The organism is Micromonospora sp. MH33 (assembly GCF_003013775.1).
GTDB lineage: Bacteria > Actinomycetota > Actinomycetes > Mycobacteriales > Micromonosporaceae > Micromonospora > Micromonospora fulviviridis.
The window spans coordinates 1-25,438 of record NZ_MUYZ01000051.1; the positions used below are offsets into that span (position 1 = coordinate 1).

The 25,438-nt window shown below is 74.0% G+C and carries 29 protein-coding genes and 1 pseudogene; 17 read left to right on the plus strand and 13 right to left on the minus strand.

Annotation, left to right across the window (positions count from 1 at the left end; translation table 11 throughout):
• The first annotated feature begins 141 nt into the window (after positions 1-141).
• From B0E53_RS11190 to B0E53_RS11200, 3 genes are all read left to right on the plus strand, one after another.
• Positions 142-369, plus strand: a complete 228-nt coding sequence (locus tag B0E53_RS11190) for a hypothetical protein (protein ID WP_107075988.1) — start codon at positions 142-144, stop codon at positions 367-369.
• Positions 347-727: a DUF742 domain-containing protein gene (locus B0E53_RS11195; RefSeq protein WP_107075989.1), complete on the plus strand. Its 381-nt coding sequence runs from the start codon at positions 347-349 to the stop codon at positions 725-727. Before B0E53_RS11190 ends, B0E53_RS11195 begins: the two co-directional genes overlap by 23 nt.
• A gap of 69 nt (positions 728-796) precedes the next feature.
• Positions 797-1,543: a cellulose binding domain-containing protein gene (locus B0E53_RS11200; protein WP_107075990.1), complete on the plus strand. Its 747-nt coding sequence runs from the start codon at positions 797-799 to the stop codon at positions 1,541-1,543.
• Positions 1,544-1,558: 15 nt separating this feature from the next.
• On the opposite strand, the gene B0E53_RS11205 is transcribed toward B0E53_RS11200, so the two are convergent.
• Positions 1,559-1,939 carry a DUF393 domain-containing protein gene (locus B0E53_RS11205; protein ID WP_107075991.1) on the minus strand — a complete coding sequence of 127 codons (381 nt, stop codon included), beginning with the start codon at positions 1,937-1,939 and terminating at the stop codon, positions 1,559-1,561.
• Positions 1,940-2,031: 92 nt separating this feature from the next.
• On the opposite strand from B0E53_RS11205, the pseudogene B0E53_RS39265 reads away from it, so the two are divergent.
• The 4 genes and pseudogenes from B0E53_RS39265 to B0E53_RS11215 form a co-directional block, all read left to right on the plus strand.
• Positions 2,032-2,298 (plus strand): annotated as a pseudogene (locus tag B0E53_RS39265) (radical SAM protein); the annotation flags it as partial.
• Positions 2,299-2,307: 9 nt separating this feature from the next.
• The gene (locus B0E53_RS39270) at positions 2,308-2,712 is read left to right on the plus strand and encodes a hypothetical protein (protein ID WP_246835345.1); all 405 of its coding nucleotides are present in this window, start codon (positions 2,308-2,310) and stop codon (positions 2,710-2,712) included.
• A gap of 310 nt (positions 2,713-3,022) precedes the next feature.
• Positions 3,023-4,075, plus strand: coding sequence for a radical SAM protein (locus B0E53_RS39275; protein WP_348639654.1), 1,053 nt, complete (start codon positions 3,023-3,025; stop codon positions 4,073-4,075).
• 49 nt (positions 4,076-4,124) lie between these two features.
• Positions 4,125-4,532 carry a CoA-binding protein gene (locus B0E53_RS11215; protein WP_107075992.1) on the plus strand — a complete coding sequence of 136 codons (408 nt, stop codon included), beginning with the start codon at positions 4,125-4,127 and terminating at the stop codon, positions 4,530-4,532.
• 19 nt (positions 4,533-4,551) lie between these two features.
• Here the strand turns inward: B0E53_RS11215 and B0E53_RS11220 are convergent, their stop codons facing one another.
• Entirely contained in the window at positions 4,552-5,151 is a 600-nt protein-coding gene (locus tag B0E53_RS11220; protein ID WP_107075993.1) for a TetR family transcriptional regulator C-terminal domain-containing protein, read from the minus strand.
• An 89-nt stretch (positions 5,152-5,240) separates the two neighbouring features.
• Between B0E53_RS11220 and B0E53_RS11225 the strand changes: the two genes are divergently transcribed.
• Entirely contained in the window at positions 5,241-5,891 is a 651-nt protein-coding gene (locus B0E53_RS11225; RefSeq protein ID WP_107075994.1) for a hypothetical protein, read from the plus strand.
• Between the two features lie 40 nt (positions 5,892-5,931).
• Here the strand turns inward: B0E53_RS11225 and B0E53_RS11230 are convergent, their stop codons facing one another.
• Entirely contained in the window at positions 5,932-7,128 is a 1,197-nt protein-coding gene (locus B0E53_RS11230; RefSeq protein WP_107075995.1) for an acyl-CoA dehydrogenase family protein, read from the minus strand.
• Positions 7,129-7,310: 182 nt separating this feature from the next.
• Between B0E53_RS11230 and B0E53_RS11235 the strand changes: the two genes are divergently transcribed.
• Entirely contained in the window at positions 7,311-7,745 is a 435-nt protein-coding gene (locus B0E53_RS11235; RefSeq protein ID WP_107075996.1) for a DUF4190 domain-containing protein, read from the plus strand.
• A gap of 3 nt (positions 7,746-7,748) precedes the next feature.
• Here the strand turns inward: B0E53_RS11235 and B0E53_RS11240 are convergent, their stop codons facing one another.
• A complete protein-coding gene (locus B0E53_RS11240) occupies positions 7,749-8,639 on the minus strand; it encodes an SDR family NAD(P)-dependent oxidoreductase (protein WP_107075997.1) in 891 nt (296 codons plus the stop codon).
• Positions 8,640-8,753: 114 nt separating this feature from the next.
• Between B0E53_RS11240 and B0E53_RS11245 the strand changes: the two genes are divergently transcribed.
• On the plus strand, positions 8,754-9,320 hold the full coding sequence (locus tag B0E53_RS11245) for a DUF4190 domain-containing protein (RefSeq protein ID WP_107075998.1): 567 nt from the start codon (positions 8,754-8,756) through the stop codon (positions 9,318-9,320).
• A 56-nt stretch (positions 9,321-9,376) separates the two neighbouring features.
• Here B0E53_RS11245 and B0E53_RS11250 read toward each other — a convergent pair whose 3' ends face one another.
• A complete protein-coding gene (locus B0E53_RS11250; RefSeq protein ID WP_107075999.1) occupies positions 9,377-10,333 on the minus strand; it encodes a CoA ester lyase in 957 nt (318 codons plus the stop codon).
• 126 nt (positions 10,334-10,459) lie between these two features.
• Here B0E53_RS11250 and B0E53_RS11255 point away from each other — a divergent pair, with 126 nt between their 5' ends.
• Together B0E53_RS11255 and B0E53_RS11260 are read left to right on the plus strand one after the other, a co-directional pair.
• A complete protein-coding gene (locus B0E53_RS11255) occupies positions 10,460-11,284 on the plus strand; it encodes an SDR family NAD(P)-dependent oxidoreductase (RefSeq protein ID WP_107076000.1) in 825 nt (274 codons plus the stop codon).
• Between the two features lie 37 nt (positions 11,285-11,321).
• Positions 11,322-12,038, plus strand: a complete 717-nt coding sequence (locus B0E53_RS11260; RefSeq protein WP_107076001.1) for a GNAT family N-acetyltransferase — start codon at positions 11,322-11,324, stop codon at positions 12,036-12,038.
• A gap of 3 nt (positions 12,039-12,041) precedes the next feature.
• On the opposite strand, the gene B0E53_RS11265 is transcribed toward B0E53_RS11260, so the two are convergent.
• Together B0E53_RS11265 and B0E53_RS11270 are read right to left on the minus strand one after the other, a co-directional pair.
• Positions 12,042-14,198, minus strand: coding sequence for an APC family permease (locus tag B0E53_RS11265; protein ID WP_246835343.1), 2,157 nt, complete (start codon positions 14,196-14,198; stop codon positions 12,042-12,044).
• 54 nt (positions 14,199-14,252) lie between these two features.
• Positions 14,253-15,209 carry a DMT family transporter gene (locus tag B0E53_RS11270; protein ID WP_107076003.1) on the minus strand — a complete coding sequence of 319 codons (957 nt, stop codon included), beginning with the start codon at positions 15,207-15,209 and terminating at the stop codon, positions 14,253-14,255.
• Positions 15,210-15,313: 104 nt separating this feature from the next.
• Here B0E53_RS11270 and B0E53_RS11275 point away from each other — a divergent pair, with 104 nt between their 5' ends.
• Complete coding sequence (locus tag B0E53_RS11275) at positions 15,314-16,006, plus strand: HAD family hydrolase (RefSeq protein WP_107076004.1); 693 nt, start codon at positions 15,314-15,316, stop codon at positions 16,004-16,006.
• 27 nt (positions 16,007-16,033) lie between these two features.
• On the opposite strand, the gene B0E53_RS11280 is transcribed toward B0E53_RS11275, so the two are convergent.
• Positions 16,034-16,567: a hypothetical protein gene (locus tag B0E53_RS11280; protein WP_107076005.1), complete on the minus strand. Its 534-nt coding sequence runs from the start codon at positions 16,565-16,567 to the stop codon at positions 16,034-16,036.
• A gap of 47 nt (positions 16,568-16,614) precedes the next feature.
• Positions 16,615-17,484, minus strand: a complete 870-nt coding sequence (locus tag B0E53_RS11285; RefSeq protein ID WP_107076006.1) for a PhzF family phenazine biosynthesis protein — start codon at positions 17,482-17,484, stop codon at positions 16,615-16,617.
• 33 nt (positions 17,485-17,517) lie between these two features.
• On the opposite strand from B0E53_RS11285, the gene B0E53_RS11290 reads away from it, so the two are divergent.
• From B0E53_RS11290 to B0E53_RS11300, 3 genes are all read left to right on the plus strand, one after another.
• Positions 17,518-18,804 (plus strand): CBS domain-containing protein, encoded by a 1,287-nt coding sequence (locus B0E53_RS11290; protein ID WP_107076016.1) that lies wholly within the window; start codon positions 17,518-17,520, stop codon positions 18,802-18,804.
• Positions 18,797-19,405: a DUF1003 domain-containing protein gene (locus B0E53_RS11295; RefSeq protein ID WP_107076007.1), complete on the plus strand. Its 609-nt coding sequence runs from the start codon at positions 18,797-18,799 to the stop codon at positions 19,403-19,405. Before B0E53_RS11290 ends, B0E53_RS11295 begins: the two co-directional genes overlap by 8 nt.
• A gap of 173 nt (positions 19,406-19,578) precedes the next feature.
• Positions 19,579-20,730 carry an Mrp/NBP35 family ATP-binding protein gene (locus tag B0E53_RS11300; RefSeq protein ID WP_107076008.1) on the plus strand — a complete coding sequence of 384 codons (1,152 nt, stop codon included), beginning with the start codon at positions 19,579-19,581 and terminating at the stop codon, positions 20,728-20,730.
• 70 nt (positions 20,731-20,800) lie between these two features.
• On the opposite strand, the gene B0E53_RS11305 is transcribed toward B0E53_RS11300, so the two are convergent.
• Positions 20,801-21,223 carry a preprotein translocase subunit TatB gene (locus tag B0E53_RS11305; protein ID WP_107076009.1) on the minus strand — a complete coding sequence of 141 codons (423 nt, stop codon included), beginning with the start codon at positions 21,221-21,223 and terminating at the stop codon, positions 20,801-20,803.
• Positions 21,224-21,295: 72 nt separating this feature from the next.
• Positions 21,296-22,606 carry a trypsin-like peptidase domain-containing protein gene (locus tag B0E53_RS11310; protein ID WP_210406023.1) on the minus strand — a complete coding sequence of 437 codons (1,311 nt, stop codon included), beginning with the start codon at positions 22,604-22,606 and terminating at the stop codon, positions 21,296-21,298.
• A gap of 207 nt (positions 22,607-22,813) precedes the next feature.
• Here B0E53_RS11310 and B0E53_RS11315 point away from each other — a divergent pair, with 207 nt between their 5' ends.
• Positions 22,814-23,464: an O-methyltransferase gene (locus tag B0E53_RS11315; RefSeq protein WP_255509951.1), complete on the plus strand. Its 651-nt coding sequence runs from the start codon at positions 22,814-22,816 to the stop codon at positions 23,462-23,464.
• Positions 23,465-23,477: 13 nt separating this feature from the next.
• On the opposite strand, the gene B0E53_RS11320 is transcribed toward B0E53_RS11315, so the two are convergent.
• Together B0E53_RS11320 and B0E53_RS11325 are read right to left on the minus strand one after the other, a co-directional pair.
• Complete coding sequence (locus tag B0E53_RS11320; RefSeq protein ID WP_107076010.1) at positions 23,478-24,938, minus strand: leucyl aminopeptidase family protein; 1,461 nt, start codon at positions 24,936-24,938, stop codon at positions 23,478-23,480.
• Between the two features lie 145 nt (positions 24,939-25,083).
• Positions 25,084-25,251, minus strand: coding sequence for a DUF3117 domain-containing protein (locus B0E53_RS11325; RefSeq protein WP_013283866.1), 168 nt, complete (start codon positions 25,249-25,251; stop codon positions 25,084-25,086).
• Positions 25,252-25,438 lie beyond the last annotated feature (187 nt).

The window sequence follows — 25,438 nt, forward strand, 5'->3', positions numbered from 1 at the left end:
GCCACGCGCCCGCAGGCCGGGGCGGCCGGCGGCGGGCTGCCCACGCGGACCCGCCCGACCGGGGCGGTCCGGCCCGCACCCGGCACCACCGGCCCCGACATCGTCGAGACAACGCTGCGCAACAGCGGCGAGAGGACCTAGATGACTCCTTCAGCGGTCCCCACCGACAGCCTGACGGCCGCCCTGGACGGCTTGGTCGACCGGGTCCCCGGAGCCGAGCCGGCCGTCGCCCGCTCTCCCGACGGGCCGCTGCTCGGCCGGTCCCGGAACGTGCAGGACCCCCTCGCGGAGCAGCTCTCCGGCCGGTACCTCGAGCCGGCCCGCACGGCGACCGGCGGGGACAGCGGTGCGCACCACTGGAGACGATGACGAGGCGTGGTACGACGAGGACGCCGGACCGGTGGCCCGGCCGTACACGGTGACGCGGGGCCGCCTCACGGCCGAGCACGGCGGGCTCGACCTGATCACCCTCGTCGTGGCCCGGCGGGCGGCCCCTGCCACCGCCCAGCTTTTTCCCGAACAGGCCCGGATAATCGAGCGGTGCCACCGTCCACTGTCGGTGGCGGAGGTCGCTGCCGACCTGGGGCTGCCGTTGGGTACCGTCCGGGTACTGCTCGGCGATCTGTTGGCGGCGGGGCTGATCGAGACGCACGAACCGCTGACGCTCTCCGGGGTGCCGTCCCGGGAACTGCTCGAGGCGCTGCTCGACGGGCTCCGCACGCTCTGACCGGCGGTGACCACGGGGACCGGAGGACCGGATTCCGGTCCGACGGACGACCTGAAGGGGGAAGGCCCAGTGCCGGCACCACCGTCCCCGCCACGGCGGACCCTGCCGATCGTCCTGTTGGACGGGATCGTCGCCATGGCCGGGGCCGCGCGTCGCGCCGTCCTCGGCCGGGGTGACGGGTCGAGGCTCGCCCACGTCGCCATCGTGGCCTCGCTGGGCGTGCTGCTGGCGACGGCGTACTCGATCGTCACGGTGCTGCGCACGCCCGAACGGCTGACTCCGGTGGCCGTCGGGCCCGCCGCGGGCGTGCCGGCCACCGACCCGGCCTCGACCGGGGCACCGGACGAGCGGCCGGGACCGACCGTCGCCACCCCCCGGACGTCCGCACCTCTGGTGACCAGAGCGGCTCCACCGGCCCCCGGCGGGCCGGCCGCCCCGCCCGCGACCAGGACGCCGTCGGCGACCGCTTCAGCACCACCCACGCCCGTCGCGCTGCGCGCCGACTTCGCCGTCGAGGAGAGCGCCCTGCTCAGTTACAGCGCCGCGGTGACGATCGACAACCCGGGTCCCGCGCCGGCGCCGGACTGGACCCTCGTCGTCGTACTGCCCCGCGAGTCGCTCCAGGTCACCTCGGTGACCGGGGCCCGGACCAGCCGGGACGGCACGACGTGGACCTTCGTGCCGGACGGGGACAGCGGGCGGGTGCCCGGCCACGGCACGGTCCGGGTGACGTTCCGGGTGAACGGCGCGGCGATCAGCGCCACGCCCACGGCCTGCACCATCGACGGGACCGCCTGCACCGGCCTGCCCGCCTGACCGCGAGCCGGCGGGTCAGTCGCGGCCGGCGGACGGCACGGCGCAGGCCGCGGTGCCGCCGGGCAGCCGGTGGCGGTTGCGGGCCACCCAGCGGTACGCCGGCCAGGCGGCCGCCCGAACCGGAGGCAGCCGCAGGCCGGCGCCGGCGATCCGCCAGAGGGGGTTGCTGTCGCCGAGCAGCCGGGCGATGGCGTCCGGTCCCGCGGCGCGCACGCCGTCCCCGCCGACCCACTGCACCGCCTCCTCGCACTCGGCAGCGGTCAGGCCGAGCGCGTCGAGGTCGGCGAACTGCCAGGGCAGCACCCGGGCCCGGGTCGGGATCCGGCGCTCGATGATCTGCGCGCAGCGGGTGCAGAACGCGCAGTCGCCGTCGTAGACGAAGGTCGACGTCTCCATGCCCCCATCCTGCACCCCGCCCACCCCACTCCGGTGTCCGGTGTTCGGCGGGTCACTTGCGCTTCCTTCGTACGCATGTTCGAATGAAGCCCATGCGCTGGGACAACCTCTCCGCTCCCCCGGACGAGGGGACTCCCGACGGGGCAGCGCCAGCGACTCCACCCCTGCCGCTGGCGCTCCCCGGCGCGATCGCCCGCACCTTCGACACCCCCGGCTTCGCCGGCATGACCTTCTACGAGGTACGGGCCAAGTCGATCATCAACCGGGTGCCGGGCCAGTCCCGCGTCCCGTTCGAGTGGACGGTCAACCCCTACCGGGGCTGCAGCCATGCGTGCGTCTACTGCTTGGCCGGTGACACGCCGATCCTGATGGCCGACGGCCGCACCCGGCCGATCAGCGAGCTGGAGGTCGGCGACCGGATCTACGGCACCGAGCGGCGCGGGGCCTACCGGCACTATGTGGTGACCACGGTGCTCGACAAGTGGTCGACGGTGAAGCGGGCCCACCGGGTCACCCTGGAGGACGGCACCACCCTGGTGGCCAGCGGCGACCACCGGTTCCTCACCGAACGCGGCTGGAAGCACGTGACCGGCAGCATGCGGGGTGGCGGCCGGCGGCCCTACCTGACCACCCGCAACCGGCTGCTCGGCACCGGCCGGTTCGCGGCCGCCCCGAAGCGCTCCGCCGACTACCGGCGGGGCTACCTCTGCGCCCTGGTGCGCGACGCCGACCACCCGGGCAGCCGCTTTCCGGCTGGCCACCGCCGAGGATGAGGCGCTGGCGCGCGCGGAGCGGTTCCTCGCCGACGCCGGGATCGGCACGGAGCGCATCCCCGGCCCGACGGTCCGCGCGGGCCGCCGGTCGACGACCGCGATCCGCACCGCCCGGCCCGGTGACGCCGAGGCGGTCGCCGAGCTGATCCGCCCGGCGGACGAGCCGACGGACGACTGGTGGCTGGGCCTCCTCGCCGGCACCTTCGACGCCGCCGGCAGTTGCCGGCGGGGCGTCTTCCGGATCAGCGTCGGCGACGACGAGAGCCGGGACCGGGCGGGCGCCGCCCTGGACCGGTTCGGCTTCCGGTGGGTGCTCGACGACCCGGGCAACCTCAACCGGGTACGGCAGCTCCGCCTGACCGGCGGCCTGCCGGAGCGGCTGCGCTTCTTCCACCTCACCGACCCGGCGGTCACCAGCAGGCGCTCGATCGAGGGCATGGCGCTCAAGTGCCGGGCCCGGCTGCGGGTGGCCGGCATCGAGGACCTCGGGCTGGAGCTGCCGCTGTGGGACATCACCACCGGCACCGGCGACTTCATCGCCAACGGGGTGGTCAGCCACAACTGCTTCGCCCGCAACACCCACACCTACCTCGACCTCGACGCCGGCGCGGACTTCGACCGGAAGGTGATCGTCAAGGTCAACGCCGGTGAGCTGGTACGCCGGGAGCTGGCCGCCCCGAAGTGGCGCGGCGCGCACATCGCCATGGGCACCAACGTGGACTGCTACCAGCGGGCCGAGGGGCGCTACCGGCTCATGCCCCAGATCATCGAGGCGCTGCGCGACTTCGCCAACCCGTTCTCGATCCTGACCAAGGGCACGCTCCTGCTGCGCGACCTGCCACTGCTGCGCCAGGCCGCCGAGGTGACCCGGGTGGGGTTGTCCTACTCGGTGGGTTTCGTGGACGAGGCGCTCTGGCGGGCCGTCGAGCCGGGCACGCCGAGCCCGCGCCGCCGCCTCGACGCGGTACGCCAGCTCACCGACGCGGGCTTCTCCGTCGGAGTCCTGATGGCACCGATCCTGCCGGGGCTCAGCGACGACGACGAGTCGATCGACGCCACGGTGGCCGCGATCGCCGCGTCCGGGGCCACCGGCGTCACCCCGCTGCCGCTGCACCTGCGCCCCGGTGCCCGCGAGTGGTACGCGCGCTGGCTGGCCCGGGAGTTCCCGCACCTGGTCCCCCGCTACCGGCAGCTCTACCAGGCCGGGGCGTACGCGCCGCAGGCGTACCAGCGGGAGGTGACCGCCCGGGTGCGGATGGCGGCCCGCCGGCACGGGCTGCACCGGGGCGAGGTCGGCGAGAATCGGCAGCTGCCCGTCACGCCCGCCCCGGCGCCTGCGGCCGAGCAGCTCTCCCTGCTGTGACCAGGCGCCAGGCCGGGCCGTCCGCCGCCGACGGGGCTAGGCTCGACGAATGCGTTCCGCCCAGCAGATTCTCGCCGACTCCGCCGTGATCGCCGTCGTGGGCGCGTCCCGCGACCCGGGCAAGGCCGCGCACCGCGTACCGCTGGAGATGCAGCGGCACGGCTGGCGGATCATCCCGGTGAACCCGACCGTGGACGAGCTGTTCGGCGAGCAGGCGTACCCGTCGCTGGCCGACATCCCGCACCCCGTCGATCTGGTCGACGTGTTCCGCCCGGCCCCGGACGCCGTCGAGGTGGTCCGGCAGGCGGTGGCGATCGGCGCGCCGGCGGTCTGGCTGCAGCTCGGGATCTTCTCGGCCGAGGCGCGGCGGATCGCCGAGGAGGCGGGGATCGACTACGTCGAGGACCGCTGCCTGATCATCGAGCGCGCCGCCGGCGGCCTCACGCGGCGCGGCTGAGGCCCCCGCCGGCGCGAGTTCAGGCCGGCGACGGCTCGGGGCCGAAGATCAGGTCGAGCTGGGTGTCGAGGGCGGCCAGTGCGGTCTCCGGCGGGTAGTGCCCGCCGAGCAGGTAGATGCCGAGTCCCTCCATCACCGCCAGCAATCCGACCGCGGCCCGCTCCGGATCCACCGTCGGGCCGGCACCGGAGCGGATCAGACCGGCGATGAAGCCCAGCAGGGCGGCCGTCTCGTCGTGCAGCGCGGCGGCGACGGCCGGGCGTACGGCGGTGTAGGCCAGGAACGCCAGCGCCACCCGGCCGTCGGCACGGCGCTCCTCGTCCAGCGGCAGCAGCTCGGCCAGCATGGTCCGCAGCAGTTCGCGCGGTGCCGGTGTCTCCCCGAGCGCCGCGACCGCCCGGGTCACCCGGGCCTCGCTGCGGTCCCGGATCACGGCGAGCGCGAAGGTCATCATCTCGTCGCGGGTGCGGAAGTAGTGCTGCACCATTCCGGAGCTGACCCCGGCCGCGGCGGCCACGTGCCGGAGGCTGACCGCCTCCAGTCCCTGCTCGGCCGCGACCCGCATGAGCGCGTCCGCGATCAGCGCGCGGCGCTCCCGGTGATCGACCCGCTTCGGCATCCCCCCATGCTTTCACAATACGACTGCATTGACACGTTCCCCGCCAGCCTTTACGTTGCAACTGCAATGCAAAAAGAAGGGGGGCGGGGATGGCAAAGGTCGACGTGGTCAGGCTGGCGCGCCGCGCGGCCGCGTACGAGTGGGGCATGTGGCGCAGCCTGGCCCGGTGGGTCCTGCGGCGGCCGCACCCGGTGGCGCCGGGTGCGGAGACCTTCGGCTACGGCGGCGTGGTGCAGCCGATCCTCGGCGTCTTCATCGCGCTGTCGGCGCTCGAGATCCCGGTCCTCGACCTGATCCTCCGGCACACCATCGGCTGGCCGACCGTGCGGCACGTCGCCATCGGGCTCGGCGTCTGGGGCGTGCTGTGGATGGTCGGCCTGCTCGCCAGCCTGCGGATCCACCCGCACGTCGTCGACGACACCGGCCTGCGGCTGCGCAACGGCGTCTCGCTCGACATCCGAATCCCGTGGACCGCCGTCGCCCGGGTGGAGGCGCGCTACCGGTCGCTGCCGTCCAGCCGGGCCGTGCAGTACGACCCGGACGACGCGGCGGTGCTGAACCTCGGCGTGGGCAGCCAGACCGCGGTGGACGTGGTGCTGCGGGAGCCGCTGTCGGTGCGCCTGCCGAAGGGCCCGAGCGCGCCGGTACGGGAGATCCGGCTGTACGCCGACGACCCGAAGGCGCTGGTGAACCGGGCCCGCCGGCACGTCCCGGCCGGCGTGACCCGGGCGGACGGCTGAGGTCTCGCCCCGCCGGAGCGGCCGACGGGGCGAGCAGCCGTCAGAGCTTGTACTCCTTGAGCAGGCCCCGCGAGATGATGGTCTTCTGGATCTCCGAGGTGCCCTCGCCGATGAGCAGGAACGGCGCCTCGCGCATCAGCCGCTCGATCTCGTACTCCTTCGAGTAGCCGTAGCCGCCGTGGATGCGGAACGCCTCCTGGACGACCTCCGCGCAGTACTCGGAGGCCAGCAGCTTGGCCATCCCGGCCTCGACGTCGTTGCGCTGGCCGGCGTCCTTGAGCCGGGCCGCGTTGACCATGAGAGCGTGCGCGGCCTCGATCTTCGTACCCATCTCGGCGAGCTTGAACGCGACGGCCTGGTGCTTGGCGAGCGGCTGCCCGAAGGTGCGGCGCTGCTGGGCGTACGCGACGGCCAGCTCGAAGGCGCGGATGGAGATGCCGCAGGCGCGGGCGGCCACGTTGACCCGGCCGACCTCGATGCCGTCCATCATCTGGTAGAAGCCGCGGCCGGCCTTCTCCTCGCCGCCGAGCACGGCGGAGGCGGGGACGGTGACGCCGTCGAGCACCATCTCGGTGGTCTCGACGCCCTTGTAGCCCATCTTGTCGATCTTGCCGGGGATGGTCAGGCCGGGGGCGGTCTCGCCGAAGCCGGGCTCCTTCTCCAGCAGGAAGGTGCTCATGTTGCCGTAGACCGAGTCGGCCCCGGTCTCGGTCTTGACCAGCGTGGCGACCACCGATGAGTAGGCGCCGTTGGTCAGCCACATCTTCTGGCCGTTGAGCACGTAGCTGTCGCCGTCGCGGACCGCCCTCGACTTGATCGCCGAGACGTCCGAGCCGCACTCGGGCTCCGACATCGAGAAGGCGCCGCGCACCTCGCCGGTGGCCATCCGGGGCAGCAGCCGGGCCTTCTGGTCGGCGGAGCCGTGCTGGGAGATCAGGTACGCCACGATGAAGTGGGTGTTGACGATGCCGGAGATCGACATCCAGCCCCGGGACAGCTCCTCTACCACGAGGGCGTAGGTCAGCAGGGACTCGCCGAGACCGCCGTACTCCTCGTCGATGGTGAGGCCGAACAGCCCCATCTCGCGCATCCCGTCGAGGATGTCGGTGGGGTACTCGTCGGCGTGCTCCAGCCGCTGGGCGTGCGGGATGATCTCCTTGTCGGCGAACTCCCGGACGGTTTCCAGGATCGACCGCTGCACATCGGTCAGGCCGGGCGTCTGGGCGAGTCGGGCCATCTCAGCCTCCGGGGGATCGGCGCACTACTCGTGGGTAACTGAACGCTGGGTCAGTATCGGCCCCGGGACCGGTGGAGCCAAGGTGACCAGTCCACACAACCGCTGTGAAAAGGTTCACCGCTGCGGGTAGCGTCCGCAAGAGAGAGGGCCGTCGACCTGCGAGGCGAGGGGGCGAGGAGGGCGTGAGCCAACCACCCGGTGAGCCGGATCAGCCACCGTCGCCGTACGAGCCGCCCGCCTACGGCCAGCCGTACGGAGAGCCGCAGCAGCAGCCGCACTGGGGGCACCAGCCACCCGGCGCCGCCCAGCCGCCCTACGCCCCGCAGCCCCCGTACGGCCAGTACGGGCCGCCCGGCCCCGGACCGCAGCCGCGCGGCGGCGGGCCGAACGTGCTCGCCATCCTGTCGCTGGTCCTCGCCTTCGTCTTCGCCCCGGCCGGCATCGTCTGCGGCCACCTGGCCAAGCGGCAGATCCGGCAGACCGGCGAGGAGGGCGACCAGCTCGCCACCTGGGGGCTGATCCTCAGCTACGTCTTCACCGCGATCGGACTGCTGGTCTGCTGCGGCTGGATCGGCCTGGCCTTCTGGGCCAACTCGGACAACGGCCGCGGCTACTGACGGTCAGCGGAACTCGGCCTCGCGGACGCTGTTGCCGCCGTCGACCACCAGCATCTGCCCGGTGATGTAGGAGGCGGCCGGCGAGCAGAGGAAGGCGATCGCCGCGGCCACCTCGTCCGGTGTGCCGGGGCGGCCGACCGGGGTGCCGAGACCCTGCTTGATCTCGACCATCGTGGACGCCGCGGTGTGGATGATGCCGGGCGCCACCGCGTTCACGGTCACCCCGTCGGCGATCATCTCCATGGCCAGGGCCCGGGTCAGCCCGACCACGCCGGCCTTCGCCGCGGCGTAGCCGGCCTCGGTGGGCAGCGCGTTGACCGGGCCGGCGGTGGCCGCCAGATTGACGATCCGCCCCCAGCCCCGCTCGGCCATCCCGCCGATGAACGCGCGGCTGCACAGGAACGCGGTGGTCAGGTTCCGGTCGATCTCGCCGCGCCACTCGTCGTAGGTCAGCTGGGCCACCGGCCGGAGCACCTCCGGGCTGGCCCGGCTGGCCAGGCCGGCGTTGTTGACCAGCACCTCGACGTCGCCGAGCTGCTCGGCCACCGCGTCGGCGAGCGCGCCCACCTCGGACTCGTCGGTGAGGTCGGCGACGAAGCCGGTGACCCCCAGTTCGCCGGCCCGGTCGTGGATCCGCCGGGTGGTGGAGACGATCGCCACCCGGGCGCCCAGGTCGGCCAGGCGGCGCGCGGTCGCGTACCCGATGCCGTCCGGACTGCCCGCGCCGGTGACCAGCGCGACCCGGCCGTCCAGGCGCATGGTGGCCGGCTCTTCGAGCGGTGCCGGCTGGTCCTGGTCGGCGGAGCCGGTCGGGCCGCCGCCGCGCGGCCGGCGCACCAGCCCCGGCCGGCTGACGTCTCGTCTCGACCGACCGCCGCGCGCGTCAAGTGCCATGCCGCGATCCTGCCCGTTGTGGACGTCCCGGGCAACGCGGCACCCGGAAAGGGGGTCCTGCGACTTGCCCGCCGATGGCTACCCTGACCGCACCACGTCCATGGAGATGATCTGATGAGCTATCCCCCACCGCCCGGTGGTTGGCACGACCCGTCGGCGGCGGCCGGACCGCAGTCGAGCCCGCCGGCCGACCCGACGCTGCCGATGGCCGGCAACCCCATCCCGACCCAGCCGACCTCGGCGGACCCGTACGCGCCCGCCGACCCGTACGCCGGCATGAAGTCCGGCGACCCGTACGCCGCACCCGGCTACCCGCCGGCCGGCAACCCGTACGCAGCGCCCGGCTACCCGCCGCCCGGCGATCCGTACGCGGCGGCCGGCTACCCGCCGCCGGCGTACCCCGGCTACGCGCCCCCGTCCAGCAAGACGAACACCCTGGCCATCGTGGCGCTGGTGCTCTCGCTGGTCGGCTTCACCTCCTGCATCACCGCCCCGATCGGCGCGATCATGGGCCACGTCGCCCGCAAGCAGATCCGGGAGACCGGCGAGCAGGGCGAGGGCATGGCGAAGGCGGCCATCATCGTGGGCTGGATCCTCACCGCCCTACTGGTGCTGCTGATCATCTTCTACGTCGTGATGATCGTGATCGCCATCAACTCGGACAGCTCCAGCAGCTACTGACGCAAACGGGCCGCCCCGGCCGGCCGGGGCGGCCCGTCGCGGTCAGCGGCTGGCGGTCACTCCGACGGCGGGGTGAACGAGGAGGTACGGCTCATCCCGGCGGCCCGGCCCTTGGCCGCGATCACCAGCGCCATCTTGCGGGACGCCTCGTCGATCATCTCGTCGCCGAGCATCACCGCGCCGAGCTTGCCGCCCGCCTCCGAGGTGTACCAGTCGTACGCGTCGAGGATCAGTTCGGCGTGGTCATAGTCGTCCTGGGCCGGGGAGTAGACCTCGTTGGCCGCGTCGATCTGGCCCGGGTGCAGCACCCACTTGCCGTCGAAGCCGAGCGCCGCCGAGCGCTTGGCCACCTCGCGGAACGCGTCCACGTCCCGGATCTGCAGGAACGGGCCGTCGATGGCCTGCTTGTCGTGCATCCGAGCGGCCATCAGGATCCGCATCAGGATGTAGTGGTAGGGGTCGCCCGGGTAGTCCGGGATCAGCGCGCCGACCACCAGCGACTTCATGTTGATCGAGGCCATGAAGTCGGCGGGGCCGAAGATGATCGTCTCGACCCGGGGCGAGGCGGCCGCGATGGCGTCGACGTTGACCAGGCCGGCCGCGTTCTCGATCTGCGCCTCGATGCCGATCCGGCCGACCTCCAGGCCGAGGGTCTTCTCGATCTGGGTGAGCAGCAGGTCCAGCCAGTGCACCTGCTCGGCGTTCTGCACCTTCGGCAACATGATGCAGTCCAGGTTGGCCCCGGCGCCCTCGACCACCTCGATGACGTCCCGGTAGGTCCACGGCGTGGTCAGGTCGTTCACCCGGACCACCCGGGTCTTGCCGGCCCATTCGCCCTCGTTCAGCGCGGCGACGATGTTCTTCCGGGCGTCCGGCTTGGCCAGCGGCGCGACCGCGTCCTCCAGGTCGAGGAAGACCTGGTCGGCGGGGAGGCCCTGGGCCTTGCCGAGCATCTTGACGCTGGAGCCGGGTACCGCGAGGCAGGACCGGCGGGGGCGACCGACTGCGGCCATGGATGCGCTCCTTCCAGCGTCCGGCGGGCACGCCGACGCCACCAGGTGAAAGACGAGAACTTAACGATCCCAAAGGGCGTTGTGACGCCACGGTAACCTCGTGCCGTGACCGGGGTGAATGGACCTGTGGAAGATCTCACTGAGCGGCGGACCGTGGTGGTGACCGGCGCCAGCTCGGGCATCGGACTCGCCGCCGCGGTCGACCTGGCGGGCCGCGGCGACCGGGTGGTACTGGTCGGCCGGGATCCGGCCCGGCTGCGTGCCGCCGGCGAACGGGTCCGGGAGTGCTGCGGCGAGCAGCCCGAGCTGTTCCGCGCCGACTTCGCCGTGCTGGACGACGTACGCCGGCTCGCCGGGCAGTTGCGCGCCGCGTACGACCGGATCGACGTGCTGGCCAACAACGCCGGGGCGATCGTGCTCCAGCCGGTCACCACGGTCGACGGCTTCGAGCTGAGCATGCAGGCCAACCACCTCGCGCCGTTCCTGCTCAGCAACCTGCTGCGGGACCGGGTCGGCCGGATGGTGGTGACCGCCTCGGGCGCGCACCGCAGCGGCGTGCTCGACCCGGACGACCTCAACGCCGCGCTGCGCCGCTACCGGCCGATGCGCGCGTACGGCACCAGCAAGCAGGCGAACATCCTGTTCACCGCCGAGGCGGCCCGGCGCTGGCCGGAGGTGCCGGCGCACTCGTTCCACCCCGGCGTGGTGCGCACCCGGTTCGGCAACGACAGCCGGCTGGTCGCCCTCGGCATGCGGCTGCTGCCGTTCCGCAGCCCCGAGCGGGGCGCGGAGACCCTGGTCTGGCTGGCCAACCAGGACCCGGCCCGGCTGGTCGACGGCGGCTACTACGCCGACCGGCGACTCCGCCGGCCGCTGCCCAAGGCGGCCGACCCGACCCTCGCCGCCCGGCTCTGGACCGCCAGCGCCAAGGCCGTCGGGATCGACGCCTGAGTCCTCGCCGGGGCCGTCCGCTGCCATACTCCGCCGCATGACCGAGCACGAGGGACCGACCCTGCACGTCGGGGGCGCGGACGACGAGCTGGCCGCCCGGATCGACCGGGAGCTGACCGCCTTCAACAACGCCGCCACCGGCGCCACCGACGAGGCCGACCTGACGGTGCGCGTCGTCGACCCCGACGGCGACCTGGTGGCCGGGCTGACCGGGTGGACCTGGGGCGGCCGGGCCGGCATCAACACCGTGTGGGTACGGGCGGACCGCCGCCGCGAGGGCTGGGGCGGCCGGCTGCTGCGGGCCGCCGAGGAGGAGGCCCGGCGACGCGGCTGCACCGAGATCTCAGTGGCCTCGTTCTCCTTCCAGGCACCGGACTTCTACCGCCGGCACGGCTACACCGACACCGGCATCCGGGACGGCATCCCGGGCGGCCAAGTCGACCACCAGTTCTGGAAGCCGCTCGTCGACGACCCGGCCGATGTGCTCCGGGTGGTCGCCCTGGTCGACCTGAGCGCCGGCCCGGAGGCCGGCCGGCGGTACGAGGACCAGGTGCTGGCCCTGCTCGGGCGGCACGGCGGGCGGCTGGAGCGGCGGCTGCGTACCGGGGACGGACAGACCGAGGTGCACGTGATCCGGTTCGCCGGGCGGGCCGGCTACGACGCGTTCCTGGTCGACCCGGAGCGGGTGGCGCTGCGCGCCGCGCTCGGCGACGCCGCCCCCACCACCCAGGTCCTCGACGTCCACGACGTCTGACGCTCACTCGGCCAGGTGGACCGGGACGCTGGTGACCACCACACCGGGCAGCGCCCGCAGGGCGGCACGGAGCCGCTGCTCGACGCGGCTGTGCAGCGGGCGGTGCCAGCGGCGGCGGAGCACCACCTCGGGCACGATCACGGTCAGGGTCAGCTCCGGCCGGGTGGTGTGCAGCGCCTCCAGGTAGTGCGCCAGCGGCCCGATGACCGCCCGGTACGGCGACACGATCGTCTCCAGCCGCAGGTGGTCGCCCCAGGCTTGCCACTGCTCACGGAACCGGTCCGCCTCGGCCTCCTCGGGCGCGATGTGCACGGCCAGCGTGGGCTGGCCCAGCGACGCCGCGTACGCCAGGGCCCGCAGCGACGCCCGGTTGAGCCGGGCCACCGGCACGACGACCAGGTGGCGTACCTCCTGGGGCAGCTCCTCGCCCTCGGCGGACCCGGCGGGTCCGGGCGGCGCGGGCGCGGGCGGGTGCAGCGCGAGGGCCTGGTGCAGCGTGGCGTAGTGGCGGTGGATCCGCCGGAACAGCAGCACCAGCAGCGGCACCGCGACCACCACCACCCAGGCGCCCTCGCTGAACTTGGCCACGGCCGCGGTGAGCAGCACCAGCCCGGAGAGGGTGGCGCCGACCGCGTTGAGCGCCAGGCGCCGGCGCCAGCCCGGCCCGCGATGGCGTCGCCAGTGCACCACCATGCCGCTCTGGGACAGGGTGAAGGCGAGGAAGACGCCGACGGCGTAGAGCGGGATCAGCGAAGCGGTGTTGCCGCGGAAGACGACGAAGACGAGCCCTGCGGCGAGCGACAGCGCGACCAGGCCGTTGCTGAACGCCAGCCGGTCGCCCATGTGGAGGAACCGGCGGGGGGCGTGGCCGTCCCGGGCCATGAAGAAGAGCAGCCGGGGGAAGTCGTTGAACGCGGTGTTCGCCGCCAGTAGCAGGATCAGCGCGGTGGTGGCCTGGAGGAACGCGTACCAGGGGCCGGTCGGGAAGGTCTCCCGGCCGAGCTGGGAGAGCACCGTCTCGCCCGGCCGCGGGACCAGGCCGTCCAGGTGGATCAGCCCGACCAGGCCGGCGAAGAGCGCGACCAGCATGGCGACCATCCAGCCCAGCGTGGTGCGGGCGTTGCGCCACTCGGTGGGTCGGAAGGCGGGGACCGCGTTCGACACCGCCTCGATACCGGTCATCGACACCGCGCCGGAGGAGAACGCCCGCAGCACCAGCAGCAGGCCCAAGCCTTCGGCGGCCGGCACCGGCGGCGGCGACACCGGCGCGAAGCCCCGGCCCGCCGCCCGCGCGTAGCCGACCACCAGCAGCGCGAGGACCGCGACCACGAAGGCGTACGTGGGGAGCACGAAGAGGTTCCCGGCCGTGCGCACGCCGCGCAGGTTGCCGGCGAGCAGCAGGGCGATCACCAGCACCCCGAGCGGCACGGTGACCGGGGCCAGCCCGGGCAGCGCCGAGGTGACCGCATGCACCCCGGCCGCCACCGACACCGACACGGTCAGCACATAGTCGAGCATCAGGCCGGCCGCCGCCGCCAGTCCCGGGATACGTCCCAGGTTGTCGCCGGCCACGATGTACGAACCGGCCCCGTGCGGGTACGCCGGGATGGTCTGCCGGTAGGACAGCCCGACCGCGACCATCAGCACCACCAGCAGGGCGGCCAGCGGCAGGGAGAGCCCGAGCGCGCCCGTGCCGGCCAGCACCAGCACGCTCAGCATCGCCTCCGGCCCGTACGCCACCGAGCTGAGCAGGTCGGACGAGAGCACGGGCAGGGCGACCAGCTTGCGCATCCGCTCGTAGAGCACCGAGGCGCTGGAGAGCGGCGGGCCGAACAGCGTCCGACGGGCCCGTGTGAGCAGCCGCCCCGTCTGCGAGCCGGGCAGGTGGGCCGGCTCGGTGGCGACCAGCTCGTCCGGTTCCCCGACGTTGAACATCTCGATCGGCACGAGCCGGCCGAACCGGGTCGGCCGCGGGGGCCGGCCGCTACGCCCGAGGGTCGGGTCGACGGGCAGCTCGTCCGGGTCGCGCGGCTCCCGCCAGCGCTCGCCGATCCGGCCCAGGGCCGCCCGTTCCTCGGGGCCGAGCGGCGGCAACTCGGCCGACGGGGTGACGATCGTTCCCCGCTCGGCCGCGTCGTCGCGTTCCCGTTCCGCCCCCACCCTCCGCACTTTCACGGAATCGGGCCGGGCGGGGGGCACTTTCCGCAAAAGCGGTCAGTCGGCCAGCGGGGCGGGATCGGCGGGCACCGCGACCGGCTCGGTGCGGCGGCCGGCCCGGGCCCCGCCGAGGATGACGACGGCGACGCCGGCCAGCAGCAGACCCAGCCCGGGAAGGGCCAGCGTGCGGGGCAGCTGACCCAGCCAGACCCAGCCGATCAGCGCCGCGCCGGGCGCCTCCAGCAGGATCAGCACGCTGACCGTGGTGGCCGAGACCCGGTGCAGGGCGTAGTTGAACATCGAGTGGCCGAGCAGCTGGGCGCCGGCCACCAGGCCGAGGATCGCCAGCCAGGTGGCGCCGTCGTAGCCGTGCAGGCGTACCCCGCCGACCAGGCAGACCACCAGCAGGATCGCCGCGCAGACGCCGTAGCAGATCGTGGTGTAGGTCGTGGTGCTGATGCTGGCCCGGGCGCGCTCACCGAAGGCGGTGTAGACCGCGGCGAACATGCCGCCCGCGACCGCCAGCAGGTCACCGGTGAAGGCCCGGCCGGAGACGCTGAAGTCGGCGCCGGTGGCCAGCGCGGCACCGAGCACCGCGACCGCGATGCCGGCCCAGACCGCCGCGGGCAGCCGCCGCCCCTGCCAGCGGGCGATCAGCCCCTGCCAGACCGGCTGGGTGGCGCCCAGCGCGGTGGCCGCGGCCACCGAGGTGAGCTGCGCGCTCGGCATCCAGGTGGCGAAGTGGGCGGCCAGCGCCACCCCGGAGAGTACGCAGTACAGCCCCTCCCGCCGGCCCGCCCCGACGGTCAGGGCCCGGAACTCGGCCCGCCGCCGGGTCAGCGAGACCGGCCCGAGCACGGTCAGCGAGAGCACGTTGCGCCAGAAGGCGATGGCCAGGGCCGGCGCGGCGGCGAACGCGACCAGCGGCGCCGAGGACGAGACGGCGGTGACGGCCAACGCGAGCGCGCCGACGGTCAGCGCGTCGAGCGGCGGGCGGTGCGGAGGGTGGGACACGGAGAGCAATACTCACACGCCATCCGGCACCACGGACCGTCAGCACTCCGTTACGATCATGCGCGTCCCGGCGATCCCCCCTAGACGTCCGGAGCGTTCCCCTCATGCCCAGGTACCAGGCGGTGCTGTTCGACTTCTTCGGCACGCTGACCCGCTGCGTCCAGCGCGGGTCCGCCCACCGGACCATCGCCGAGCTGCTCGGCTGCTCGGCCGAGACCCTGATCGAGGTGCTCGACCGCAGCTACTACCAGCGCGCCAGCGGGCGGTTCGGCAGCGCCGAGGCGACGCTGCGCTGGGTCTGCGGCCAGGCCGGCGTGCACCCCTCCGACGAGGTGGTACGCGACGCCGTCGCCTCCCGGCACCGGGCGGTACGCGCCGACACCCGGCTGCGCGCCGAGGCGGTGCCGGTGCTGGCCGCGCTGCGCGGGCAGGGCGTCCGCACCGGCCTGATCAGCGACTGCACCCACGAGCTGCCGGCGTTCCTGCCCCAGCTGGCGGTCGCGCCGCTGCTCGACGTGCGGGTCTTCTCGGTGCAGGTCGGGCGGTGCAAACCCGACTCGGCGCTCTACCTGGCCGCCTGCCACCGGCTCGACCTCACGCCGGCCGACTGCCTCTACGTGGGCGACGGCGGCAGCCAGGAACTCACCGGCGCCGAGCGGGCCGGCATGACCGCGGTCCGGCTGGGCGCCCCGGACCTGTCCGGCCACATGGTCTTCAACGCCGACCACGGCTGGGACGGTCCGGTGCTGACCTCGCTCACCCAGGTGCTCGACCTGCTCGACCCGGTCGGCGTCTGACCGGCTGGCGATGCCGGGCGCGGCGGCTCAGCGGCGGCGGACCTTGTGCAGCCGGAACGGTTTGCGGGTGGCCCGGACCACCGGCGTCTCCCGGGGCTGCTCGGCCAGCGACCCGGCCGGCAGGTCGGCGCCGGTCGTCGCGGTGCCCGCCGGGCTCAGCCGGTTCAGGGCACAGCCCTCGGACGCCCAGCGGGCCACCAGGTCGGCGGAGGGGCCGGAGGCGTTCAGCCGCTTCGCGGCGACCAGTGGCGCCGCGGTCTCCCAGTCCTCGGTGCCCGGCCGCAGCCGGTCGACCCGGGCCGGCCAGGTGACGATCCGGCCGCCGTGGTCGCCGCGCAGGGTCACCTCGGCCGCGGCCGCGTCGGCCAGCCCCGGGGCGGACTGCTCGCCCGGGCCGGTCACGACCAGCAGCGCGCCGTCGAGCGGCAGGCACCACAACGCGTACGCCGGTCCGCCGGCCACCGACACCCAGGCGACCGCGGCCTTCTTCACGGCCTCGTCCACCAGGGGCGGGCTCACCCGCTCGTCCACCTCGTCGCTCACTCCGGCATCATCCCGCATTCCGGCCGGCCCGGGTGGACCACGGCCGTGGCCGGGCCGGCGGGCCCTCAGCCCACGAAGGGCGGGACGGCGATCTCGCCCCGGGCCACCGGCATCACGTGGCCGGCGACCGTCGCGCCCACCGCCACCCCGCCGGCCGCGGCCACCGTGCAGGCCAGCGCGGACGGCCGGTTGATCTCGATGCCCTGGCGGACCGCGTACTCGGAGCGGCCCTCGCCGGGCAGCAGCCCGCTGGCCACCAGCCAGACGCCCAGGCCCAGGGCGGCCGAGCCGGTCGCCGGGTCCTCCGGCACGCCTAGGCCCGGCACGAAGACGCGGGCGTGCGCGGTTTGCGAGTCGGCGTCCCAGGAGAAGACGCTGACGTGCTCCACGCCGTACCGCTCCGCCGCCGCCGTGTTCACCTTGGCGCGGGCCACCGCGTCCGGGCGTACCGGAAGGTAGGGGAACTCCAGGCCGCAGCCGGCGACCCGGGGTGCCGGGCCGGCGTGGTCGGCGGCCGTGAGGCCGGCCATCTCCAGCAGCGGCTCCGGGTCGAGCTCGGGCCCGAGGGTCGGTGCGCCCCCGGTCAGCGTCGCGCCGGTGGGCGTGACCTCGATGGGCAGCACCCCGGCACCGCACTCCTGGGTGACCCTGCCCACATCGAACATGCCGCGCCGGCTCGCGGTCACCGCGGCGCCCACGCTCGGGTGACCGGCGAACGGCAGTTCCTCGGCCGGGGTGAAGATCCGCGCCCGGTACGTCGCTCCGACCTGCGTCGGCGGCAGCACGAACACCGTTTCCGACAGGTTGAACTCCACCGCGAGCGCCTGCATCTGCTCGGTGGCGAGCCCTTCCGCGCCGAACACCACGGCCAGCGGGTTGCCGGCGAACGGGCGGTCGGTGAAGACGTCCACGATCTCGTACGCCAAGGTCGACATGTTGATAAACACTAGGCCCTTAGGCTGGTGCCCGTGAGCACGCCGAACCGGGTCTACATCGCTCGACTCGCCGGAGTCGCCGTCTTCGACCCGAACGGCGACCAGGTGGGCCGGGTCCGGGACGCCGTGGCCCGGATGCGGCCGACCCAACGCCCGCCCGAGGTGGTGGGGCTGGTGGCCGAGATGCCGATGCGGCGACGCATCTTCCTCTCCATCAACCGGATCACCTCCATCGACCCGGACGCCGTGGTGCTCGGCAGCGGCACCCTCAACCTGCGCCGGTTCGAGAAGCGCCCGAACGAGCTGCTGGTGCTCCAGGAACTGCTGGACCGGCGGGTCCAGCTGGACACCGGGCAGGCCGGCTCGGTCGTCGACGTGGCCATGGAGTGCAGCCGCGGCGGCGAGTGGGCGCTGACCCGGGTCGCCGTCCGCGAGCAGACCAGCCGGCTCGCCCGCCGCGGCCACCTGCACCAGGTGGAGTGGGATCGGGTCCGCGGCCTCGGCGGCCTCGCCGACAGCCGGGGTACGGCCAACCTGCTCGCCGTGCTGGAGGACATGCGCCCGGCCGACCTGGCCAACGCCCTCCAGGACCTGCCCGACGCGCGGCGCAACGAGGTGGCCGCCGCGCTGGACGACGAGCGCCTCGCCGACGTGCTCGGCGAACTGCCCGAGCACGACCAGGTGGAGATCCTGGCCGCGCTGGACCGGGAACGCGCCGCGGACGTACTGGAGGAGATGGACCCGGACGACGCCGCCGACCTGCTCAACGAGCTGCCCCCGCCGGAGCAGGACGTGCTGCTCGACCTGATGGAGCCGGACGAGGCCAGCCCGGTCCGCCAGCTGCTGCGCTACGCCTCCGGCACCGCCGGCAGCGTGATGACCTCCGAGCCGGTGATCCTGCCGCCGGACGCCACGGTGGCCGAGGCGCTGGCCCGGATCCGCGAGCCGCAGCTCTCCCCCGCCGTGGCCGCCCAGGTCTTCGTGACCCGCGCCCCGCTCACCACACCCACCGGGCGCTACCTGGGCATGGTCCACTTCCAGGCGCTGCTCCGGGAGCCCCCGGCCGACCTGCTCGGCGGGATCGTCGTCAACGACATAGACCCGCTGCGGCCCACCACCCCGCTGCCCGAGATAACCCGCCGGATGGCCACGTACGACCTGGTCGCCATGCCGGTGGTGGACCGGAGCATGCGGCTGGTCGGCGCGGTGACCGTGGACGACGTGCTGGACCACTCGCTGCCGCGGGACTGGCGGGACCGGGACGCCGCGCCGACCGCGCCCGCCACCGACGAGGGGCACCTGGACGGCGGCAATGACTGACCAGCGACGATCCGAGCGGCTGGACCAGCCCCGGGCGCCCCGGGGCCTCCGGCTGCCCCGGATCGACGCGGAGACCTTCGGCCGCTGGTCGGAGGGGATCGCCCGGGGCATGGGCACCGCGAACTTCATCGTCTACATGACGCTGGTGATCGCCGCCTGGTTCGCCTGGAACACCCTGGCCCCCACTGACCTGCGCTTCGACCCGTACACGTTCACCTTCCTGACCCTGGTGCTCTCCCTCCAGGCCTCGTACGCGGCCCCGCTGATCCTGCTCGCACAGAACCGGCAGGCCGACCGGGACCGGATCGCGCTGGAGGAGGACCGGCGGCGGGCCACCATGCAGAAGGCCGACACGGAGTACCTGGCCCGGGAGATCGCCGCCCTGCGCATCGCGATGGGTGAGGTGGCGACCCGGGACTTCCTCCGCTCCGAGCTGGCCCGGCTGGCCGAGGAGCTGGACGAGGCGGCCGAGCGGCGGCGGAAGCTGGAGCGCCGGCAGCAGGAGCGGGAGGCCCGGCGGCAGGCCGGCGGGGAGCCGCTCGACGAGCCGCGCGACGACCTCGACGGCGACTTCGCGCACGACGGGCGCCTCGAGAGCTGAACCGGCCCGGAACGCATTGAACGCCGCGCGCCTCAAGGGGCCAGGCGAGCGGCGTTCGGCCCGATCGTTCACTTCGCGGTACGCTCCGTCCACCCCTCGGGCGGCCATCGATTCGCTCACACCGGCCACCGCCAGCGGCGGACGCCGATGACCACCGACGTAGCATTGCGGGCATGTCAGCACCCGTCAGCACCGTCTCCGACGCGATCCAGGCCGCCCTGGCCACCGTCAACGACCCGGAGATCCGTCGGCCGATCACCGAGCTCGGCATGGTCCGTTCCGCCGTGGTCGGCGACGACGGCGTGGTCCGGGTGGAGCTGCTGCTCACCGTGGCCGGCTGCCCGCTGAAGGACAAGCTGCGCACCGACATCACCGCCGCCGTCGCGGCGGTGCCCGGCGTGACCGGCGTCGAGATCGAGTTCGGCGTGATGAGCCCGGAGCAGCGCCAGGAACTCCAGTCGAAGCTGCGCGGCGGCGGGGCTGCCACCGCCGAGCCGGTCATCCCGTTCGCCCAGCCCGGTTCCCGCACCCGCGTCTACGCGGTCGCCAGCGGCAAGGGCGGCGTCGGCAAGTCCAGCGTCACGGTCAACCTGGCGGCCGCGCTGGCCGCCCGCGGCCTCTCGGTCGGTGTGGTGGACGCCGACATCTACGGCCACTCGGTGCCCCGGATGCTCGGCGCCGACGGTGCGCCCACCCGGGTCGAGGACATGATCATGCCGCCGCAGTCGCACGGCGTGAAGGTGATCTCGATCGGCATGTTCACCCCGGGCAACGCGGCCGTCGTCTGGCGCGGCCCGATGCTGCACCGGGCGCTGCAGCAGTTCCTCGCCGACGTCTACTGGGGCGACCTGGACGTCCTCCTGCTGGACCTGCCCCCGGGCACCGGCGACATCGCGATCTCGGTGGCGCAGCTGCTGCCGAACGCGGAGATCCTGGTCGTCACCACCCCGCAGGCGGCCGCCGCCGAGGTGGCCGAGCGGGCCGGCGCCATCGCGCTGCAGACCCACCAGCGGGTGGTCGGCGTGATCGAGAACATGTCATGGCTGGAGCTGCCGGACGGCTCCCGGATGGAGGTCTTCGGGGCCGGCGGCGGTGAGGCCGTCGCCGAGTCGCTGACCCGGACCATCGGCGCGCAGGTGCCGGTGCTGGGGCAGATCCCGATGGACACCCGGGTCCGCGAGGGCGGCGACGCCGGCAACCCGATCGTGCTGGCCCAGCCGGACGCCCCGGCCGCCCGGGCGCTGGTCCAGGTCGCCGACCGGCTCGCGGTGCGCCGCGAGTCCCTGCTCGGCAAGCCTCTGGGCCTGAAGCCCGCCGGCCGCTGACCGCGCCTCTCCCGTCCCCTCACCGACCCTCCCCGGCCCCGCCGCGGAGGGTCGGTTCCGTCGAGGGGGGTCAGGTGGCGTCGTCGTAGGAGGGGCGGGGGGCCGGTGCGGGGGCGCCGCCGGTGGCGGTGGCCGGGCGGGTGCCGTTGGTGCGCAGGTCGGCCGCCTTTGCCACGTCCTTCAGCTCCTCGTGCACGCCGGTGACGTCCGAGCGCAGGTTGTCGTACATGCTCTGCAGCGGCTTCCGGAGGGCCTGCTCGTCCTCCTCGCTGAGCAGGTGCTTCCGGATGAACGCCTTGGGGTGCAGGTCCTCCAGCTGGATGTCCGTGCCCAGCTCGCGGCTCAGGTCACCGGTGGCGTTCCGCGCCATGTTGCGCAGGTTACGGACCATCCGGAGGCCGTCGTTGATCACCGTGGGCAGCCGGTCCCCGAAGATCAACAGGGCCAGGAGCAGCAGGGCGCCGATCTCCCACCAGTTCAGGTTCTCGAACACTCCGGCCTCCTCGTGGCGTGTCAGGGCAAGACTACGCACGTCAGGTGGCCGGCCGGGAGGGGGTGAGGGTCCCTACTTGGCGTCTGCGGCGAGCGTCACCGAGGCGTTCTGCCGATTCGACCCGCGCCGGTACTCCACCGTCACCACCGAACCCGGGGCGTACTTGCGGACCAGCGCCACCAGATCGGTCGGATCGTTCATCGGGTGCCCGTCCAGCCGGAGCACCACGTCCCCGGTACGCAGCCCGGCGGCCGCGGCCGGCCCGGCCGGCTCGACGCCGTTGAGGCGTACCCCGCCGCCGCTCACGCCGGTGCCGCCCACCTGGGCGCCGATCACCGTACGCCGGGCCTTGCCGGTGCCGATGATGTCCTCGGTGACGCGCTTCGCCTGGTTGATCGGGATGGCGAAGGCGAGCCCGATGTTGCCGGCCTCCTGCCCGTCGGCGACCAGCGACTTGATCGTCGAGTTCACCCCGACCACCCGGCCGGCCCCGTCGACCAGCGGGCCGCCGGAGTTGCCGTGGTTGACCGCCGCGTCGGTCTGGATCGCCGCGTAGTAGCGGGTCGGCCCGCCCGGCTCGCCGGCCATCATGGTGCGGTCCAGGGCGCTGACGATGCCGGCGGTCACCGTGTTGGCCAGGGAGAGCGGCGAGCCGACGGCGAGCACCGGGTCGCCGACGGCGAGGGCGTCGGAGTCGCCGAACTCCACCGGCTTCAGCCCGCTCCGGGACACCTTGATCACCGCGATGTCCGACTCCGGGTCCTGGCCGACCACGGCGCCGGGGGCGGTGCTGCCGTCGTTGAAGACCACCGTGGCCTTGCCGGGGCCGCCGGCGACCACGTGGTCGTTGGTGACGATGTGCCCGTCGGCGCTCACCACGAAGCCGGAGCCCTCGCTGGTGCCGCCGAGGCTGGCCACCCGGATGGTCACCACGCTGGGCAGCACCTTCTCGGCGACCCCGGCCAGTGACTCGGGCTTGCGTTGGGCGAGCGCCGGGGCCTGCCCGGACTGCGCCCCGAGGGTCGGCACGGCCCCGCCGCCGCGCAGGAAGGCGTAGGTCAGGGCGCTGCCGAGCGAGCCGGCGAGCAGGGCGGTGACCAGCGAGATCAGCACCACCTGGCGCAGCCCCGGCCGGGTCGGCGCGTCCGGGTCGGTCACCGGTTCCGGCTCGCCGCTCCCGGTGACCGGTGCGGCCGGCACCACCACGGCCGCGGGCGCGTACGGGTCGCGCCAGGGGTCGGCGAGCGCGTCGGACCACCAGGGCGAGGTCGTGCCGCCCCCGGCCCCCTGCGGGGGCTGCCCGGGCGCCGGCCCACCCGCCGGTGGCGGGCTCCCGCCGGGCTGGCGCCAGTCCCAGCCGTCGGTCACGTCGGTGCCTCCCAGTCCGTCCCCCATCCCCGCGCCGGAGGGCCGGCGGAGCCGACCGTGCCGCACGGGACTCCGTCCAGGATTGCACGGATGCCTCGGGTGGAGTCAGGGGTTGCCGCGCGTGATCGTCTGAGGGCGGACTCGCGGCTGCGCCCGCCGAGGCACGCCTCTAGGCTCTCAGTGCCAACCGACCCCTCGCACCAGTCCGCCCGGAGGTGTCCCATCGCCACGGTCGCCGGCTCCGGCAACTCGACCGCCCAGGCGCTCCAGTTCGCCGAGTCGTACGTCACCGAGGACCTCGTGCTGCGGACGGCCCGCGCCCTCGCCCACGAGGTGGGTGTGGACGCGGTGACGCCGGGCGCCGGGGCCGCGCTGCGCCTGCTCGCCGCCGCCGGGAACGCCCGCGCGGTGGTGGAGATCGGCACCGGCACCGGCGTGAGCGGCGTCTGGCTGCTGCGCGGCATGCGCCCCGACGGGGTGCTCACCACCATCGACGTGGAGGTCGAGCACCAGCGCATCGCCCGGCGGCTGTTCCAGGAGGCGGGTTTCGCGTCGGGGCGTACCCGGATCATCACCGGCCGGGCCCTCGACGTGCTGCCGCGGCTCGCGGACGGCGCCTACGACCTGGTCTTCGTCGACGCCGAGGCGACCGGCTTCGCCGCCTGTGTGGACGCCGCGCTGCGGCTGCTGCGCCCCGGCGGGGTGCTCGCGCTCAACGGCGCCCTGGCCGGCGGCCGGATCGGCGACCCGGCCGCCCGCGACGTGGAGACGGTGACCGTGCGGGAGACCATCAAGGCGATTCGCGAGTCGGAGCACTGGGTGCCGGCGCTGCTGCCCGTCGGGCACGGCCTGCTCGCCGCCGTGAAGGGCTGACCACCCCGCCCGGTCAGCCCAGCGTGGCCAGCCAGCGCAGCAGCCCGCGGACGCCCCAGCCGGTGGCGCCCTTGACCAGTTCGCCGTGCACGTCGTCGGACCAGGAGGGGGCGGACATGTCCAGGTGCACCCAGCGGTCGCGCAGGTCGCCGGTGAACTCGCGGAGGTAGAGCGCGGCCACCACCGAGCCGGCGCCCCGGTTCGGGGAGCTGTGCAGGTCGGCGATCTCGCTGCCCAGGTACTCGACGTAGTCGTCGGCCAGCGGCATCCGCCAGGCCCGCTCGCCGGCCGCCGTGATCGCGGCCAGCAGGTCGGCGGCGAGGTCGTCGTTCTCGCTGTAGAGGGCGGCGTGCCGCTTGCCCAGCGCCACCGCGTTCGCCCCGGTCAGGGTGGCCAGGTCGATCAGCAGGTCGGGCTGCAGCTCCCGGACGGCGTACGCCATGGCGTCGGCGAGCACCAGCCGGCCCTCCGCGTCGGAGTTGGTGCTCTCGCTGGTCAGGCCGCCGTAGTGCCGGACGATGTCGCCGGGGCGGAACGCCGAGCCGCTGACCATGTTCTCGGCGAGCGGGGCCAGCGTGGTGACCCGAACCGGCAGCCCCAGCGCGGCGGCGCCCAGGGTGGCGGCGACCACCGCGGCGGCCCCGGCCATGTCCTTGCGCATCAGCTTCATGGCCGGCACCGGCTTGATCGAGATGCCGCCGGTGTCGAAGGTGATCCCCTTGCCGACCAGCACCACGTGGGTACGCGCCCCGGCGGGCCGCCAGTCCAGCTCGACCAGGCGGGGGCCGCTCGCCGAGCCGCCGCCGACGGCCAGGATGCCGCCGAAGCCCTCGGCGACCAGCTCTTCCGGCCCGCGCACCCGCAGGTGCAGGTCGGCACGGCCGGAGGCGGCGGAGGCCACCTGGGCGGCGAACCACTCCGGGTTCTTGGTGGACGAGGGGGTGTTGGTCAGGTCCCGGGCCAGCCGGGTCATCTCGGCGGTGGTCCGGGCGGTGGCCAGGGTCGGCGCGAGCGCCTCCGGGTCCCCGACCACGACGTCCACCTCGGCCAGCGCGGGCGTGCCGCCGGCCTCGGTCAGCCGGTAGCGGTAGGAGCCGAGCAGCAGCCCCTCGGCCAGGCCGCGCAGCGCGTCCGTGGCCTCGTCCGGCAACGCGATCGTGATATGTGTCTCATCCTTGGCGGCCCGCGCCAGCGCGGCACCGGCGACCCGCCAGCCGTGCTCGTCGCCGGCGCCGACGCCGAGCAGCCAGAGCCTGGCCGGGGTGCCGCCGGGACGCAGGTGCTCCCGCACCTCGCCGGCGGCGCCGGTGAGCCGGGCGGCCGGCAGCAGCGCCACCGCCTCGGCCCGGACGTCGCCGCCGGGCGCGGCGGCGGTGGGGACCAGCGCGGCCGTGCCGTCCGGCCCTTCGGGACGAATGGGCAGGACGAGGGTGTCGGGCCGCGCGGGCCCGCTCACCAGACGAATGGCCAGCACGCTGGACGGTACCTCCGAAGATTGCTCGAATCGGGACACTTTGCCGCTCACCGGCCGACGAAGGCCCTGAGCCACCGGCTCGGCCGGTGGCTCAGGGTAGGACGAACCGTTCGCGCGACGGACGTCGCGCGAACCGCTCCTCGAATCAGCCGGCGGCCGCCTTCAGCGCGTCACCCAGCGCGGTGGCCTCGTCGGGAGTCATCTCGACGACGAGCCGGCCACCACCCTCCAGCGGGACCCGCATGACGATGCCCCGGCCCTCCTTGGTGACCTCCAGCGGACCGTCGCCCGTCCGCGGCTTCATCGCCGCCATGTTGTCTCCCCTCAGACCTACACCAGGGTCGGTGGGTTGCCCCACAGCCACTTCGTCATGACCACCCGCAACCGTCGCGGGGGCGTCGACCAACGATTTTCCCTGATGAACACCGCCGGACCCAAACCGAAGCAGCATTGATGTAACAGCATCTAGCTTATCTTGGATAGGCCTGTCACAATGTGCG